The organism is Arthrobacter ginsengisoli, from assembly GCF_031456935.1.
In the GTDB taxonomy this organism is placed as follows: Bacteria; Actinomycetota; Actinomycetes; order Actinomycetales; family Micrococcaceae; genus Arthrobacter; species Arthrobacter ginsengisoli.
Window position 1 is genome coordinate 1 of the sequence record NZ_JAVDVQ010000029.1, and the last position, 14,728, is coordinate 14,728.

Here is a 14,728-nt window from a genome sequence, read left to right on the forward strand (position 1 = left end):
GCTCTCGACCTGGACCTGCACCGGGATGCCGGTCGCGAGGATCCCGGCGCGATGACCGGGCTTCACCAGTAGCCCACGCCCGTTTTCCGCGTGGCCACCTTGACGAGCTCGCGGCCCGCCACCCCGGGTTCAGCGTCCCCAACCTGCACGCAGCCCTGGATTGGGGCTACCAAAGGAACCGATAGTGCCGGGTTGTACGGCGGCAGGGCGTGCCACTCACCTGACTAGGCACCGCCGGCCGTCCTGGGGGTGGCCAGCGCAGCAACCACCATAGTGACCGGCAGGTGCCGCCCGTTAGCCGGTCCCCCACCGCGACACCCCTTTCACAATTTCGCGCTGCCAAAAATCCCATATAGACACTGGGCTCGCAGGTTCGCGTATACCCCGCCCGCAAAACTGTCCCGCTTAGGTCGCTCAACCGCTACAGTTGCACCCATGAGCGCGCACATCTGTGAATCGCAGCGGTAGATGGCATCTTTTCCGCAGCGCTGAATGGCCGCGACAGCACCCGTTTGCCGATACTGGTCCTGTGGGCGGCGGCCGTCGTCACCGGGCGTCGTTGTCTATTGGGGAGCGAGTTCGCCGTAAAAGTAGGAGGCGGTGACGCCGCCGTCCATGAGGAAGTCGCTTCCGGTGATGAATGTGCCGTCGGGGCCCATCAGGAGAGCTGCCACCGTGCCCACTTCGTCGGGTGTGCCGCCGCGTCCCGCCGGAGAGAGTTCGATCATGCGACGGTATCCTTCGCCGCGTGGTCCGGTCAGCTCATCTTTCGCGAGGGGCGTGAAAATGATGCCGGGACTGATCGTGTTGATGCGGCCCCGCGTTTGCCCCATCGAACGGCTTCGGCCATGACGCGCAGGGAGTTGCCGCATTTGGCGAGTTGGTAGGCGTTGAGCGAATCCGTAACTTGGTCGGGCTGGAGCATCGGTAGGGTCAGCATTTCATCGGCCGGGGTTGTGGCGAGGGCGGCGTTTTGCTCGGCTGTCAGTGCGCCGAGGCGGTGCCCTGATTGTGAGGCGATGACGACGCCGGATCCGCCGGGTGCGATGACGTTGCCGAATTCTTCGAGTAGTACTGCTGTTCCGTAGAGGTCCACGGCAAGGATGGTCGCCGGCGATGCCTGGCTGGGTGAGACGCCTGCGGCGTGGATGAGCCCGGTGACGTTACCGCGTGCGGTGGCCTCCTTGACCAGGGCTTGGATGGAGTCGCGGGAGGACACGTCGACGGTTGTGGTGCTGACGTCGAAACCGGCGTTACTCAACACTTCGGCCGCCGCGTCGGCGCTGTCTTGGTTCAGGTCCGCCAGGACCACGTGCTTGCCCGCGCTCACGCGTCGAGCGATGGCCTGGCCGATCGATCCTGCCCCGACAACAACAACGACGTCGCTCATGGTGATCTCCTGTGTTCTCTGTAGTGGATGTTCGGAAGGCGGAAATACGTAGCTTTGGAATTAGTGGCGATTGAGCTGTGCGGGCTGCAGCAGGCTGGCCTCGGGCGTTTCCTGCTTGGTCCGGCATACGTCCACGAAGTCAGGAACGCGGACGCTAGACCCCAGCACCGCGGTTTCCAGCCGAAATCGTAGCGAGGTCATGACGGAATGTTTCGGGTTCGCTGGTGACAGGTAGATCGACCGCGTCTTCGACGGCATCCAAAGATTCACTGGAATCTGGTAGCAAGGCACCGAAGACCGGGGTGAGGTCGGTTTGTTCGGGCCCGTGCTCGGCGACGAGTTCGAAGGTTTTGTGGTCGGCGGCATCGATGTGAAGGCTCTCGATGAGTACACGCGCGATCTGGTCGCGGGCGATGACGCCGTCGGCGGGGGTTCCGGACTGCCGCCGGTCGCCTTGGAGCATGACGATCGTCCGCTGGTCGTGCTGGTTGTAGTCGAACCAGCCCGGCAGGACGATCGTGTAGGGGTTGCCGCTGGCGCGGACCAGCCGCTCGCTGCGCAGCTTCCATTGGGCGTAGGCGACGCCAGGCCGGGTGGTGCCGACAGCGGTCATGAGGGCAATCTGCACCCGACGGCCACCCAGTGCACGGAGGACATTCGCGACCCCGGCGTAGTCGTTGTCCCGCACGTCGCGTTCATTGGTGGTGGAGCCGTGGGTGAAGACAATGGCGTCAACGCCGGCGGTGGCTGGTTCGAGTGTTTCGGGCCGTGTCAGGTCGCCGACGACGAGTTCCACGCCGTCGGGAAGAATCCGGGCGGCGCGGGCACGGTCACGCACCAGCGCCCGGACGGCATAACCCTGCCGCAGCGCCTCGGCCACCGCGTGGCGTCCGATGCTGCCGGTGGCCCCGGCGACCAGGACGGTGGAGGGACGGGGGTTCATTTGTTCTCCTTGACAGGCGTCTGTGTCATCTCATGCTGCGTGGCGGCCCAGCTGGCTAGGACCTTCAGCGCGTCCTCGGACGGTGACCCCGGCTCGGCCGTGTAAACATTGATCCGCAAACCGGGATCGGCGGGGAGCTCAAGTGCTTCGTAGGTCAGGTCCAGGTCCCCCACGATGGAGTGGTGGAGCCGTTTGCGGCCGGTGCGGTGGTACTTTACGTCGTGGCGGGCCCAGCGGGTGCGGAACTCCTCGCTCCGGGTGGAGAGCTCCCCGATCAGGTCGGACAGGTCTTTGTCGTACGGGTTCTTCCCGGCGGTGGAGCGCAGCACCGCGACGATGTCGTCCGCGGCGCGTTCCCAGTCGGCGAAGAACTCCCGCGCCTTCGGGTTCAAGAACGTGAACCGGGCGCTGTTGGGCGGGGTGACGTCGTCGGTCATCATTTCCAAGTAGAGAGACCGGCCCAGCTCGTTGGAGGCAAGGACGTCGCCGCGGTCGTTGCGGACCCAGGCCGGCGCGGTGGTGATCGCGTCGATCACCCGCTGGACGCTGGGCCGCACCGTCTGCGGGCTCCGCTTGCGGCGCACCCGCGGGGCAGCCGTCGACGCTCGGGCCAGGTCGAAGAGGTGGGCGGTCTCGGCGTCGTCCAACTGCAGGGCGCGAGCCAGTGCTTCCAGGACGCTGTTAGACGCGCCGAACAGGTTCCCCCGCTCCAGCCGGATGTAGTAATCGATGCTCATCCCGGCGAGCATGGCCACCTCCTCCCGGCGCAGGCCCTTCACGCGCCGGTCGCCGCCATACGCAGGCAGCCCGGCTTCGTCCGGTGTGAGGCGGGCGCGCCGGGAAGTTAGGAACTTCCGCACGTCATCGCTGTTCGTCATGGCCTCCACGCTACGCCGGGCAGATACACCAAGGGAGGGACTGGCAGTACCCGGAAGAACAGGAACTCCCGGCCCCCAAGGAAACACGGTTGCATGGAAAGCATGAGACCTGCACCGACTGCCCACGCCGCAGCGACAGCCCACCCGGCAGCCATCCTGGCGATCATCCTGGCCAGCTATTTCATGATCCTGCTGGACAACTCCGTCATTTTCACCGCACTGCCCAGCCTGCAGGCCGACCTGCACCTGAGCGCGGGTGAGCTGTCCTGGGTGCAGGACGCCTACGTCCTGGTCTTCGGCGGCCTGCTGCTCCTCGGCGCCCGGGCAGGTGACCTGCTGGGCCGGCGCAGGGTCTTCGTCTTTGGGTTGGTGGTGTTCTCGATTGCGTCGCTGCTGATCGGCCTGGCACCGTCGGCGGGGTGGGCCATCGCCGGCCGCGCGGTCCAGGGCACCGGCGCCGCCATCGTGGCGCCGGCGTCCCTGTCCCTGCTGACGGCCAGCTTTCCCGAAGGGCGTGAACGGACCCGCGCTGTTGCCTTGTATGGGGCAACGGCAGGGATCGGCGCGAGCCTGGGGCTGGTGATCGGCGGGGCCTTGGCGCATTGGATTTCCTGGCGGGCCGGGTTCTTCGTGAACGTGCCCATCGGTGCCGCCATGATCGTTCTGGCCCCGAAGTTCCTCCCCGAAACCGGCCGGGCCTCAGGCAGGTTCGACGTGGCCGGGGCACTCACCGCCACTTTGGGCGCCGGAGCCCTGGTGTTCGGCATCCTCAACGCCGCGGAAGCGGGCTGGGACTCGCCGCTGACAATCTCAACCGTCAGTGCCGGCGTCGTGCTCCTCATCGCGTTTGTGCTGATTGAACGCAGGGCGGCGCAGCCCATCATGCCGCTGCGGCTCTTTGCCAGCCGCCGCCGCACCGGCGCCTACCTGGCGCGCTTCCTCGACCTGGGCGCCATGATCGGGTTCTTCTTCTTCACCACTCAGTTCATGCAGGAAGCCCTCGGCTTCGATCCCCTTCAGGCAGGCGTCGGGTTCCTGCCCATGACCGCGGTCAACTTCGTCGTCGCGATGGCCAACCCGAGGATCTCACGGCGGATGCCGGGCTCCGTTCCGCTCCTGGCCGGGATCATGCTTACCCTCGCCGGCATGGTCTGGCTTAGCCGCGCCGGCATCGACTCCTCCTACCTCACCGGTGTCGCCCTGCCCATGGTCCTCATCGGCGCCGGCCAGGGCCTGGCGTTCGCGCCGCTGACGTCATTCGGGATCGCCGGGGCTCCCGCCGCGGATGCCGGCGCGGCCTCCGGGCTGCTGAACACCTTCCACCAGATCGGCACCTGCCTGGGACTCGCCGTCGCGGTGGCCGCCGCCGCAACCGCCCCAGCCGGCCCCGCCCTGCGCACCTGGCCGCACAGGTCAGTGCCGCCCTCACCGCCGGCAGCGTCCTCCTGCTCCTGGCCCTGGTCACCGCAGCGGTGCTCATCCTGCCCGCGGACCTCGCCGCACGGCGAGCCCGGACATCCCGGACGACCGTGCCCGCACTGGAACCCGAGCCTGCCCGCTGACCCGCCACCCCTTCATGGGGGTACTGATATGCACTCCCACGAGGTCCGTGACCGGTGTTGACTGGAAACTGGCCTACTACTTGTAAGGAATCCCAATATGCGAGCAACACTGATGTACGGCGCCGGAGACGTGCGCGTTGAAACCGTCCCCAACCCGACCATCAAAGAGCCCACCGATGCGATCGTGCGCATCGTCGCCGGCTGCATCTGCGGCAGCGACCTGTGGCCCTACGCCTCCAGGCCGAAGTCTGCTGAAGGCTCGCGCATGGGCCATGAATTCGTCGGCATCGTCGAGGAACTAGGCTCCGAAGTGACCGGCCTGTCGGTCGGTGACTTTGTCATCGCACCCTTCGTCGCCTCCGACGGCACCTGCGACTTCTGCAAGGAAGGCCTGCAGACTTCTTGCCGCCACGGCGCGCACTGGGGCGGCCACGACGACGGCGGTCAGGGCGAATTCGCCCGGGTCCCGCAGGCAGCCGGTACCCTCGTCGTGGTCCCCGTCGGGTTCGATGAGAAGCTAATCCCGTCACTGCTGAGCCTCTCCGATGTTATGTCCACCGGCTACCACGCCGCCAAGAAGGCCGGCATCCAGCCCGGCCAGAGCGTCACCGTGATTGGTGATGGAGCAGTCGGCCTCTCCGCCGTTCTTTCTGCAAAGCTCTTGGGTGCTTCGCGCATCATCCTCATGGGTCGCCATGAGGCCCGCACCGACCTTGGCCGCGAGTTCGGTGCCACCGACGTCGTCGCCGAACGCGGGGAAGACGGCATCGCCAAGGTCAGGGAACTCACCAATGGCGATGGAACCCACGTCGTGCTCGAAGCTGTCGGCCTCAAGCCGGCCATCGAGATGGCCATCGGCGTGGTCCGTGACGGCGGCGTCATCAGCCGCGTCGGTGCACCCCAGTTCTCCGAAGTTCCCCTCGGCTTCGCCGAATTCATGCGCAACATCACCCTCACCGGAGGCGTTGCACCAGCCCGCGCTTACATCGATGAACTGCTTCCCCTGGTGCTCGACGGCACCATCGAACCAGGCAAAGTCTTCGACCGCACCATCGGCCTGGACGACGTTCCAACCGGCTACAAGGCCATGGCCGACCGCGAAGCGCTCAAAGTCCTCGTCCGCCTGTAACCCCTGGGAATTGGGACAAGCATGGACATCACACTGAACAACGGCGTCATCATGCCCGCTATGGGTGACGACAAGTAAGGACGACCATGAACATCGAACCCACCGTGCCCACCACTAAGAACCCGGCGGCCCAGTTCGCCGGCGACGTCTGGCTGGACCCGATCGCCCTGCCCCACGAGTCCGACCAGACAATGGTGGTCGCGACGGTCCGCTTCGCTCCCGGCGCGCGGACAGCCTGGCACTCCCACCAGCACGGCCAGTACCTACGCGTCACCCAAGGCGTAGGCCGCTTCGGTACCCGGGACGGAAACATCATCGAAGTCCAGCCCGGCCAGACGCTCTACACCCCTCCCGGTGAGGAGCACTGGCACGCTGCCGCACCGGGCTGTTTCATGGAACACATCGCCATGCTCCAAAACGGTGAAGATCCGGCGAAGACCACCACTTGGGGTGAGCACATAACAGACGAGGAGTACAACGGACACTAACCTCGGGTGTCATCTATAGCCACCACGTCGAGGTCCGCGTTCACCTCGACGTGGTGGTCAACAACTTGGAATCAAACGTCAGCAAACGATCGTTAGCGAGACACTTCCAACCCGGTTTTGGGAACCACGGAACCACGCGGCACATTCTGTAACGCTTCCCGTGTACGCGGCAATGTAATGCCAAGCCGGGTTGGTGATACATTTCGGTCATGCGAATCGGATACGGGCGTGTCTCGACACGCGACCAGCACCCCGAAGCCCAACACGACGCCCTGCGCGCGGCCGGCTGCGAGCAGGTGTTCCTCGACACCGCATCGGGAAAACTCGCCCGCAGGCCCGAACTCGACAAGGCGCTGCTCTCAGCCAACCGGTCCGGCGATCAACTCGTTGTCACCAAGCTGGACCGGCTAGGGCGGTCGCTGGAAAACCTCCTCGACCTGTCCAAGACACTGCAGGATCGCGGCGTGGACCTGGTGGTCCTGGACCAGGGCATCGACACGTCCACACCCGCCGGGCGGATGTTCTTCCAGATCATCGGCTCGATCGCCGAGTTCGAACACGCACTGATGTCCGAACGGACCCGTGACGGGCTCGCCGCCGCCCGGGCACGCGGGCGGACCGGCGGGCAGAAACCCAAGCTCGGCCCGCGCCAGGTGAAGCTGGCCCGGGAAATGTATGAAGAAAAGGGCCCGGACGGGAAACGGGCTCACACGGTGGAGCATATTGCCCAGGAATTCGGCGTCACCCGGCCCACCATCTACCGGCATCTAGCGAAACCATGACCCTGTCGGCATTTCGCCCGGAACACGATGCCGGCATGTCCGTGGGGCGAGAGCCGTGGCAGCTATCGTGCAGTCTGAAAGTTACGGTTTGTGCAGGGGACTGTTGAGCGGAATGCGGTTCCGTGCAGGCGAGTTCTGATACATCGGTATCCATACTCGTCTCCACAACCCCGGAAACACGCGGCCTACTGTGCAGACGGATACTGAAAACGACAATGAGAGGGGTGCTGGCCTTCCCCGTCAGTACAGGCACAAAGGGTCGTTTTTGACCGTCGCGAATAGGGCCCACCGGGCAGTATTGCGGGCGGGTCTTACGGGAATCCGCAGGCCCGGAAGCCCGCGCTTCTGGAAGAGTGCTGCACGTTGCCCTGCTGCCGTCCGTGGAGGACGGACGAGGCTAATCCAGGAGAGTATCCGGATGGACAACCACGAAGCGCGTCCGCTTCCGCCCAAGCCTGTCGCCCCGCCCACAGTTGGCTTGCCGCTGGTGACGGCCCCGCCGGCCTCGGCAGATCCTCCCCCGGAAGCGTAACCGGGCGGCGTCGCTGTTGGCTGCCTTCGCACTGGCGCCGGTTGGCGTTGTGGTAGCTCTGGTGTGGCTCGCAAACCGGCTTGGGTGCCGCGCCGGCCCCTCCGTCTGGGGACCCAGGTTCCGGTGTAGTGGAGATCTCGCCCACTCCGCCGCCCACCCAGCTGGCGCCGCCACGGGGAGGCGTGGCGCCAGCCGAGTATCGACTGGGTGACTGCTTCAAAGACTTCGATCCTGCCGCCCTGCGGTCCACAGTGGCGGCCTGCGACACTGGCCACTCCGCCCAGTTGGTGGCCGTGTTCCGCTACCCTGGCAACGATTTGTACTCTGGCCGGGAGACCCTCGCCGTCAAGGCATTGGAAGCCTGCCAGAGGGCAAAGCTGGCGCCAGCGGCCAACAAATATACGCTGAACCTCCATCGCGCGTACCCAATCGGCACCGGTTGGGAATCAGGCGACCGCCGGGTGGACGGCTACGTGATGACCGACGGCGGGAACGTCATCAACGCCAGCGTGCTCCCCCTGAGTTTCGGGGAGAGCACGACGGCGTGACTTCAGGTCCGGCGTCAGTTGACGTCTGAGGCGTGCTTCGCCAGGGGCGTGACCGAGATGTCCATGTACCGGAACAGCGGCAGGCCCGAGAGCATGTTGTGCAGATCGTCGTTGCTTTCGGCGTCGAATACGGAGTAGTTGGAGTACTCGCCCACAACGCGCCAGATGTGGCGCCACTTTCCCTGCTGCTGCAAGTCCTGCGAGTAGGCCTTTTCGACTGCCTTGATGGCGGCCGCCTCCTCCGCAGGCATATCTGCGGGAAGATTGACGTCCATGCGTACTAGGAACAACATCTGTTTCTCTTTTCTTGTGGAAGTGGGCTTAGCCCAGGTAGCCCCAGAGCAGGATGGCGGCTACGTAGATGATTCCTACCCAAAACATCATGATCACGGTGTAACCCATAATGTCCTTGAGCTTGAGCTTGGACAGCGCCAGGGCGGGCAGGATCCAGAAGGGCTGGACCAGGTCGTTCCAGGCGTTGCCCAGCATGACGGACATGGAGGTCTGGGCTGTGGAGGCGCCGATGGCGTTAGCGGCATCGATCATAAAAGGACCCTGGATCACCCAGTGGCCGCCGCCGGACGGTGCGAAGAAGTTGATCACGAATGAGCTGATCAGGCCCCAGAACGGCAGGGTCTCGGGCGTGGAAATGCTGGTGAAGACGCCGGAGATGGTTACCACCAGGCCCGAGCCGGCCATGATGGCCATGATGCCCGCGTAGAACGGGAACTGCAGGATGATGCCGGAAATCGTCCTGATTCCCTCATTGAGTTGCTTCAGATAGGCGTTCGGGGTTCCCAGGAGCAGGATTCCGAGGAACAGGATGAAGAAGTTGATCAGGTTTAGGTCAACACCGCCACCGCGGACGAAATGCACCACCACGTAGGCCATCCCCAGTGCGCCGATGGCCATGGCAAGGATCCGGCTGTTGTTGAGCTTGGAAGCGATGGTGTCCGCGTCCACGTCCACGTCCACCGCGACGGTTTTGCTGAGCTCAGGGAAGTGCAGGGTCCGGTCGATTTCCGTGACTGGCTGGCCGGGTTTGGGGTGAAGCATGGCGTTCAGCAGCGGCAAAGTCAGCAGGACTACGACGGCGGTGATCACCATGGGGAGCGAGAAGATGGTTTCCGCCAGGGGGATCAGGCCCATCTGCTTCTGCATGGGGTGACCCGGGGTCGAGATAAGCATGGGAATGGTGGCTGACAGCCCCAGGCCGTACATGGTGAATCCGCTGTAGGCAGCGGCGATGATGAGAGGGTAGTGGACCCCCTTGACGTGCAGGGCGAGCTTCTTGGCGATGATTCCGCCGATGACCAGTCCGAATCCCCAGTTGAGGTAGGAGCCGACGGCACCTACCAGCGTTGCCACGATGACCGCCGTGCGGGGCGTTTCCACGTGGCCGACGATCGCGTTGAGCAAACGCTCGATGACGGGTGCGTTCGCCAGGACGTAGCCCATGGCCAGGATGACGGCCATCTGGCTGGTGAAGGCAAGGAGGGACCAAAATCCGTTGCCCCATGACGCCGTGACGTCGTCGAAGCTCTGGCCCTCGATAGTGATGGCGAGGACTACCGTCAGGATGGTCAGGATGATTGCGAATACGAACGGATCCGGCAGGTACCGGCGCATCAGTTCGGTGAAGAAGCCGGTCACCTTCTGCATGCCAACGGCACGCGTGGCGTTGGGGATCTCGGTCCTGTCCATAGTTTTGGTCATGATATTCCTCATTGAATTGTCAGAAATTGGCGCTCGGCAGGGTCACAGGGTGCCTGCAAGTTGGCCCGGGGATGCCTAGCGAGGTGTGCAGCGGATCGGCCATCATGGGCCGCATCACGGCCGGGAGTTACCTGGCGAACACTTAATCGTCCGGATTCGACCCATAGCTGTCCAATAAGCTTTGCTTAAGGAATTGATACCGAAACACTTATGATCGGCTGGCCATATGCACCTGAAGTACCTTCGTGCGTTTGCCGTCCTCGCCGAGGAACTGCACTTCGGCCGCGCCGCCGAACGGCTGGCAGTGGCCCAACCTCAGCTCAGCGTGTGGATCCGCAGGCTGGAACAGGAGCTCGGCGTCGTACTCTTTGAACGGTCCTCCCGGGCGGTCCGCCTGACCGACGCCGGACACGCGGTGCTCGGGCCCGTGCTCAAGACGCTGGAGAGCGCCGGCCTTATTGAGCGCGCTGCCATGCTGGGCAGCTCGGCCGTGGTGGGGCGGGTTGTGGTGGGATATGCGGGCGCCAGCAGCAGGGACGTGGTGCCCCCGCTAGCCAAGGCCGTCCGGGCTGCCGAGCCGGGCATCGAGCTGAAGCTGAAGTCGCTGGTGTACGGCGGACTGGCTCCTGTGGAAGTGGCTTCCGGCGCCATCGACATGGGGTTCGGCCGCCTGCCGGTGCGGGACAAGGATGTCCGGACCCGTGTGTTCGCCTATGAGCGGATCCAGGTGGCCCTGCCGGAGGACCATCCGTTGGCGCTTTCGGAGGCGGTGGCCCTCAAAGACCTGGCCAAAGAGCCTTTCGTAGCCTTCCCGGCAACCATCGGCTCGAACCTCCGGGACGCCACCACCCGGCTCGCCCTGGAAGCGGGATTTTCGCCGCGGGTGATGCAGGAGGCGCCCGACTCTTATGCCGTCCTCAGCCTGGTGGCAGCGGGGGTGGGCGTCACTCTGACGTTGTCATCCGTGCGGCACATCAACGTTCCGGGCCTGGTTTACCGTGAGTTGTCCGGTCCGCCGGTCCATCTCGCGGTGGCCGTTGTGTGGCGGGACCAAGGCGTGGGCAGCGCCACCCAGGCGGTGCTGGACATCTTCGAGCAACTCATGCCGACGCCGCCCGCTCCGGCCGGGCGCATCCTGGACTGACGCTGGGGCCAGCTCCGTATTCAGTTGTGGGGCCGGGGACCAGTGCGCGTTCCCCTTACGGACTTGTATTAAACGTCTTTTCGCTCATGGTTGTGTTCCTTCCAGGTGACCGGCCACTCCCCTTCTCCCCCTGTTGTTTTTGGCTGCTGGCGGAGCATCGCGTAGCTGTGTCCAACGGAGCCGGGGCAACCCGAAAGGCAAGCAGCGGATGGGTTGTGGGAGGAAATAAGCGCAGCGCCGGCACAAGGCATCCGGTGCGCAGCCGTCCGCAGGACGGTTGAGCCGGTGGAGCGGGCACGTACCATCCGCAGGACAGCAGCAAAAAACAGGAAAAAGGCGCTTCTAGAGCCCGAGCGCAGCGAGGTCCGAGGGCCCAACTCGGGCGTTACGTGGGTGAGGCTGGAAATGAAGGCCTCCGTCACCCGCCGTTCAGGAGCACCTATGTTGTGGTGCTCTCGCGTGCAGCGAGGGCTTGCTGGTGGCGGTAGAGCGTTGCGCGGCTCCAGCCGACGAGGCGGGCAGCGTCTTCCGCGGTGCGTCCCTTCGCGCGGGCGTCATGGGCGATCGCCAGCTTGTCCGCGATGACGTTCGGGTCGGACACCGGCCGGCCGAAGCGTGTGCCATTCTGCCTCGCGGCTGCGATGCCGGCGTTGACCCGCTCGACGATCAGATCGCGCTCATACTCGGCGAGGGTGGCGAGCATGTTCAGCATCATGCGCCCGGTCGAGGTCGCCGGGTCGATGCCATCTGAGATGGATCGGACGTGGATGCCGCGGTCGCGCAGCAGGGTCACTGTGTTGAGCACGTCGATCAGCGACCGGCCCAGCCGGTCGACCCGCCACACAACGACGGTGTCGCCCTCCTCTGCGTACTCGAGGAGCTTTTTCATTCCGGGACGTTCGATTGCCGTCTTGCTTCCCGAGGTCACATCGGCGAAGACGTCGCGCTTCTGCACGCCGGCGGCGACCAGGGCGTCGAGTTGAAGCTGGGCGTCCTGGCTGGAAGTACTCACGCGTGTATAACCCAGTTGTCTCACTAAGCCAGTCTGACTCGGAAAGCCCCCGGAATGCCGGCGCTGAGACGATTTATGGTGAGACGAGTTAGCAAGACATCGGCGGGTCCGGCTTTCTCAGCCGCTTGTCCGGCTCATCCGGCCGTGGGTCAGTGTCTTGGAAAGCTGTTGTTTTCCAAGACGTGTAATTGGAGATGTTTGTTTCAGTAACGGCCGCTTGCGGGACTGGCCTGAGGCCACTTTGAATGCCTTCGCTTTCGCCTCGACAAACTCATTTGACGCTGTCTTTGATGAGCTTTACAAGTGCTGCGGCGGCGGCGCTGAGCGTGCGATTCCTAGGAGTTGCAAGGGACATCGGCCAGCCGAGGTCCGCGCCGGTCACGGGCCGCACGGCCAGGTCGTGAATATCCTGGAGGACGAAACGGGGCAGGAGTGCGAGGCCGAGGCCGTTGCGGACGTAGGCGGGGGCCGTGGCGATGTCGGTGACTTCGATAATGACTCGGCGGGAGGTCCCGGTGGAGGCGAACGCCCGGTCGGAGACGGCGCGGTTGCCGTATCCGACGGGTGAGTCGATGAAGTCATAATCTGCGAGGTCGACAACTGCCACGGTGGTGGCCTCGGCGAGCGGGTGGCTAACGGGCAGGACGAGATCCATGGGCTCATGGCCAAGGCTGGTTAGCGTGATGTGGGGCGGGTTTTCGCCCGGAATGGACACGAAGGCCAGGTCCAGCCTGCGCTCTGCGACCGCATCCACCAGGCCTTGGGAGCCGGACGGTGCTGCGCTGAGCTGCAGCAGGACGCCGGGGTGTTGGCGATGGAAGTCGCCGAGCAGTTCGGGCACGTCGATGATGCCCACCGACGTCATGGTCCCGACCCGCACTATGCCGCGCAAGCCCCCCTGGACCTGGGCGAGTGCATCGCGGGCGCCCCGGGCAGCATCGAGCGTGGCGTAGGCGTGAGGCAGGAACGCAGCGCCGGCCTCGCTGAGATCGACGCGACGGGAAGTACGGTCGAACAGTGTGACCTCCAGTTCCCGTTCCAGGGCCTTGATGCCTGCCGAAACAGCCGACTGGACCACGTACAGGCGTCCTGCAGCGGCCGTGAAGTTCAACTCCTCGGCAACAGCCACGAAATACTCCAAATGACGCAGTTCCATCCCGTTAACTTATCTCATTCAGAGATTGGTGCAAGCAAAATCGTTCGTTGGACTTGATCGCTGGATTGGTCGAATGTAGAAGTAGACCCTTTTGCATGTATTCCGAGGAGCAAACCAATGTCCACCCTGACCCCAACCCGCGACGTCGCCGACGGCGCAGCCGAGACCCCGTTGCGGCGCACCCCGAGCCCCGCCCGCCACCACGCAGGGTTCTGGTTCATCGCCTTTGCCTTCCTCACCTCCATGGCGTTCTGTGCCGTCCCGGCTCCGCTGTACTCGCTCTACCAGGCCCGTGACGGATTCTCCACCTTCATGATCACGGTGATCTTCGCCGCCTACGCCGTGGGCGTGATGATCAGCCTCATTCTCGCGGGGCACATCTCGGACTGGATTGGGCGCAAGAAGATCCTGATTCTGTCCCTCGTTCTTGAAGTGATCGCAGCCGTGTTGTTCATTGCCGCGCCGACCCTGGAGATCCTGCTGCTCGCCCGTTTCATCAGCGGCCTGGGCATGGGAATGCTCACCGCTACCGCGACCGCGCACCTGCACGACCTGCACCGGCGCCACCGCCCCCAGGCCTCGAGCCAGCGCTTCGAGATCGTCTCCACCGCCGCAAACATCGGCGGACTCGGCGTCGGCCCGCTGGTGGCCGGAATCCTGGCCCAGTTCGTGGACGAGCCGTTGCGCACGCCCTATGTCGTCTTCCTGGTCCTGCTGCTCCTGAGCATCCTCGCCGTCGCACTGGCACCGGAGACCGTCGAAAGGAACGTGGTGCGCCCGGCCTACCGGCCCCAGTTCCCCCGCGCCAACCACGGCGATCCCAGCCGCTACGTAGCAGCCCTCGCGGCAGGCTTCGCTTCCTTTGCCGTCTTTGGGGTCTTCACCTCCGTGGCCTCCGCGTTCATCAGCGGAGTGCTGAACGAGCCCTCGCGAGCCGTTGCGGGACTCGTGGTGTTCGCCGTCTTCGGATCCGCTGCCGTCGCCCAGACCCTTACCAGCCGTATGTCCCTGAGCGCTAAGCTGGCCCTCGGCCTGATTGCCCAAGCCATCGGATTGATCACCCTCACCGTCGGCATGCACCTTGCCAGCATGCCGGTCTTCCTCATCGCCGGCATCGTCACCGGAATCGGCGCGGGCGTCCTGTTCAAGTCTGCCGTCGGTACCGTGGCCTCCCAGGCCGCACCCGCCAGTCGCGGAGCAGCCCTCGCGGGACTCTTCCTCATGTCATACCTAGGCCTCAGCCTCCCGGCGCTCGGCCTCGGAGTGGTCACCCAGTACATCTCCAGCGTCACCGCCATGACATGGCTCACCGGCATCCTCCTCGTCATCCTGGCCGGCGTCGCCGGCCTAAGCCGCAGGCGCGCCACCGCCTGATCCCCAAGCCCACACGGTTCATCGAACCCGGGCCGCGCCACCTTCCTGACCGACGAAGACCACTACGACAAGGA

Annotated in this window: 15 protein-coding genes; 7 read left to right on the forward strand and 8 right to left on the reverse strand. The window is 64.7% G+C overall.

Annotation, left to right across the window (positions count from 1 at the left end):
- Window positions 1-563: 563 nt before the first annotated feature.
- From J2X01_RS19710 to J2X01_RS19725, 4 genes are all read right to left on the reverse strand, one after another.
- The gene (locus J2X01_RS19710; RefSeq protein WP_310061486.1) at window positions 564-872 is read right to left on the reverse strand and encodes an SDR family oxidoreductase; all 309 of its coding nucleotides are present in this window, start codon (window positions 870-872) and stop codon (window positions 564-566) included.
- Entirely contained in the window at window positions 758-1,390 is a 633-nt protein-coding gene (locus J2X01_RS19715) for an SDR family oxidoreductase (RefSeq protein ID WP_310061489.1), read from the reverse strand. Before J2X01_RS19715 ends, J2X01_RS19710 begins: the two co-directional genes overlap by 115 nt.
- A 154-nt stretch (window positions 1,391-1,544) precedes the next feature.
- On the reverse strand, window positions 1,545-2,333 hold the full coding sequence (locus J2X01_RS19720; RefSeq protein ID WP_310061492.1) for an SDR family oxidoreductase: 789 nt from the start codon (window positions 2,331-2,333) through the stop codon (window positions 1,545-1,547).
- Complete coding sequence (locus tag J2X01_RS19725; protein WP_310061495.1) at window positions 2,330-3,211, reverse strand: helix-turn-helix transcriptional regulator; 882 nt, start codon at window positions 3,209-3,211, stop codon at window positions 2,330-2,332. The genes J2X01_RS19720 and J2X01_RS19725 overlap by 4 nt, the downstream gene beginning before the upstream one ends.
- A gap of 93 nt (window positions 3,212-3,304) precedes the next feature.
- Here J2X01_RS19725 and J2X01_RS19730 point away from each other — a divergent pair, with 93 nt between their 5' ends.
- The 5 genes from J2X01_RS19730 (at window position 3,305) to J2X01_RS19750 (ending at window position 8,252) form a co-directional block, all read left to right on the forward strand.
- Complete coding sequence (locus J2X01_RS19730) at window positions 3,305-4,834, forward strand: MFS transporter (protein ID WP_310061499.1); 1,530 nt, start codon at window positions 3,305-3,307, stop codon at window positions 4,832-4,834.
- Between the two features lie 36 nt (window positions 4,835-4,870).
- Window positions 4,871-5,902, forward strand: coding sequence for a zinc-dependent alcohol dehydrogenase family protein (locus J2X01_RS19735; RefSeq protein ID WP_310061501.1), 1,032 nt, complete (start codon window positions 4,871-4,873; stop codon window positions 5,900-5,902).
- Window positions 5,903-5,988: 86 nt separating this feature from the next.
- Window positions 5,989-6,390: a (R)-mandelonitrile lyase gene (locus tag J2X01_RS19740; protein WP_310061504.1), complete on the forward strand. Its 402-nt coding sequence runs from the start codon at window positions 5,989-5,991 to the stop codon at window positions 6,388-6,390.
- Window positions 6,391-6,599: 209 nt separating this feature from the next.
- Entirely contained in the window at window positions 6,600-7,172 is a 573-nt protein-coding gene (locus tag J2X01_RS19745) for a recombinase family protein (RefSeq protein ID WP_310061507.1), read from the forward strand.
- A 714-nt stretch (window positions 7,173-7,886) separates the two neighbouring features.
- Complete coding sequence (locus J2X01_RS19750; RefSeq protein ID WP_310061509.1) at window positions 7,887-8,252, forward strand: hypothetical protein; 366 nt, start codon at window positions 7,887-7,889, stop codon at window positions 8,250-8,252.
- Window positions 8,253-8,266: 14 nt separating this feature from the next.
- Here the strand turns inward: J2X01_RS19750 and catC are convergent, their stop codons facing one another.
- Together catC and J2X01_RS19760 are read right to left on the reverse strand one after the other, a co-directional pair.
- Complete coding sequence (catC, locus tag J2X01_RS19755; protein ID WP_310061512.1) at window positions 8,267-8,545, reverse strand: muconolactone Delta-isomerase; 279 nt, start codon at window positions 8,543-8,545, stop codon at window positions 8,267-8,269.
- A gap of 28 nt (window positions 8,546-8,573) precedes the next feature.
- Window positions 8,574-9,968: a short-chain fatty acid transporter gene (locus J2X01_RS19760; protein WP_310061515.1), complete on the reverse strand. Its 1,395-nt coding sequence runs from the start codon at window positions 9,966-9,968 to the stop codon at window positions 8,574-8,576.
- Between the two features lie 226 nt (window positions 9,969-10,194).
- Here J2X01_RS19760 and J2X01_RS19765 point away from each other — a divergent pair, with 226 nt between their 5' ends.
- Window positions 10,195-11,112 carry a LysR family transcriptional regulator gene (locus J2X01_RS19765; protein WP_310061518.1) on the forward strand — a complete coding sequence of 306 codons (918 nt, stop codon included), beginning with the start codon at window positions 10,195-10,197 and terminating at the stop codon, window positions 11,110-11,112.
- A 439-nt stretch (window positions 11,113-11,551) separates the two neighbouring features.
- On the opposite strand, the gene J2X01_RS19770 is transcribed toward J2X01_RS19765, so the two are convergent.
- Both J2X01_RS19770 and J2X01_RS19775 read right to left on the reverse strand, forming a co-directional pair.
- Window positions 11,552-12,148 carry a recombinase family protein gene (locus tag J2X01_RS19770; RefSeq protein WP_310061520.1) on the reverse strand — a complete coding sequence of 199 codons (597 nt, stop codon included), beginning with the start codon at window positions 12,146-12,148 and terminating at the stop codon, window positions 11,552-11,554.
- Between the two features lie 247 nt (window positions 12,149-12,395).
- A complete protein-coding gene (locus J2X01_RS19775) occupies window positions 12,396-13,280 on the reverse strand; it encodes a LysR family transcriptional regulator (RefSeq protein WP_310061523.1) in 885 nt (294 codons plus the stop codon).
- 117 nt (window positions 13,281-13,397) lie between these two features.
- On the opposite strand from J2X01_RS19775, the gene J2X01_RS19780 reads away from it, so the two are divergent.
- Window positions 13,398-14,654 (forward strand): MFS transporter, encoded by a 1,257-nt coding sequence (locus J2X01_RS19780; protein WP_310061526.1) that lies wholly within the window; start codon window positions 13,398-13,400, stop codon window positions 14,652-14,654.
- The last annotated feature ends 74 nt before the right edge of the window (window positions 14,655-14,728 follow it).

What these genes read in the sequence shown, in the direction of transcription:
- J2X01_RS19710 (WP_310061486.1), bottom strand. Translation starts at nt 872, where the DNA reads ATGCGGCAACTCCCTGCGCGTCATGGCCGAAGCCGTTCGATGGGGCAA.
- catC (WP_310061512.1), bottom strand. Translation starts at nt 8,545, where the DNA reads ATGTTGTTCCTAGTACGCATGGACGTCAATCTTCCCGCAGATATGCCT.
- J2X01_RS19720 (WP_310061492.1), bottom strand. Translation starts at nt 2,333, where the DNA reads ATGAACCCCCGTCCCTCCACCGTCCTGGTCGCCGGGGCCACCGGCAGC.
- J2X01_RS19740 (WP_310061504.1), top strand. Translation starts at nt 5,989, where the DNA reads ATGAACATCGAACCCACCGTGCCCACCACTAAGAACCCGGCGGCCCAG.
- J2X01_RS19725 (WP_310061495.1), bottom strand. Translation starts at nt 3,211, where the DNA reads ATGACGAACAGCGATGACGTGCGGAAGTTCCTAACTTCCCGGCGCGCC.
- J2X01_RS19775 (WP_310061523.1), bottom strand. Translation starts at nt 13,280, where the DNA reads ATGGAACTGCGTCATTTGGAGTATTTCGTGGCTGTTGCCGAGGAGTTG.
- J2X01_RS19745 (WP_310061507.1), top strand. Translation starts at nt 6,600, where the DNA reads ATGCGAATCGGATACGGGCGTGTCTCGACACGCGACCAGCACCCCGAA.
- J2X01_RS19715 (WP_310061489.1), bottom strand. Translation starts at nt 1,390, where the DNA reads ATGAGCGACGTCGTTGTTGTTGTCGGGGCAGGATCGATCGGCCAGGCC.
- J2X01_RS19780 (WP_310061526.1), top strand. Translation starts at nt 13,398, where the DNA reads ATGTCCACCCTGACCCCAACCCGCGACGTCGCCGACGGCGCAGCCGAG.
- J2X01_RS19730 (WP_310061499.1), top strand. Translation starts at nt 3,305, where the DNA reads ATGGAAAGCATGAGACCTGCACCGACTGCCCACGCCGCAGCGACAGCC.
- J2X01_RS19760 (WP_310061515.1), bottom strand. Translation starts at nt 9,968, where the DNA reads ATGACCAAAACTATGGACAGGACCGAGATCCCCAACGCCACGCGTGCC.
- J2X01_RS19765 (WP_310061518.1), top strand. Translation starts at nt 10,195, where the DNA reads ATGCACCTGAAGTACCTTCGTGCGTTTGCCGTCCTCGCCGAGGAACTG.
- J2X01_RS19735 (WP_310061501.1), top strand. Translation starts at nt 4,871, where the DNA reads ATGCGAGCAACACTGATGTACGGCGCCGGAGACGTGCGCGTTGAAACC.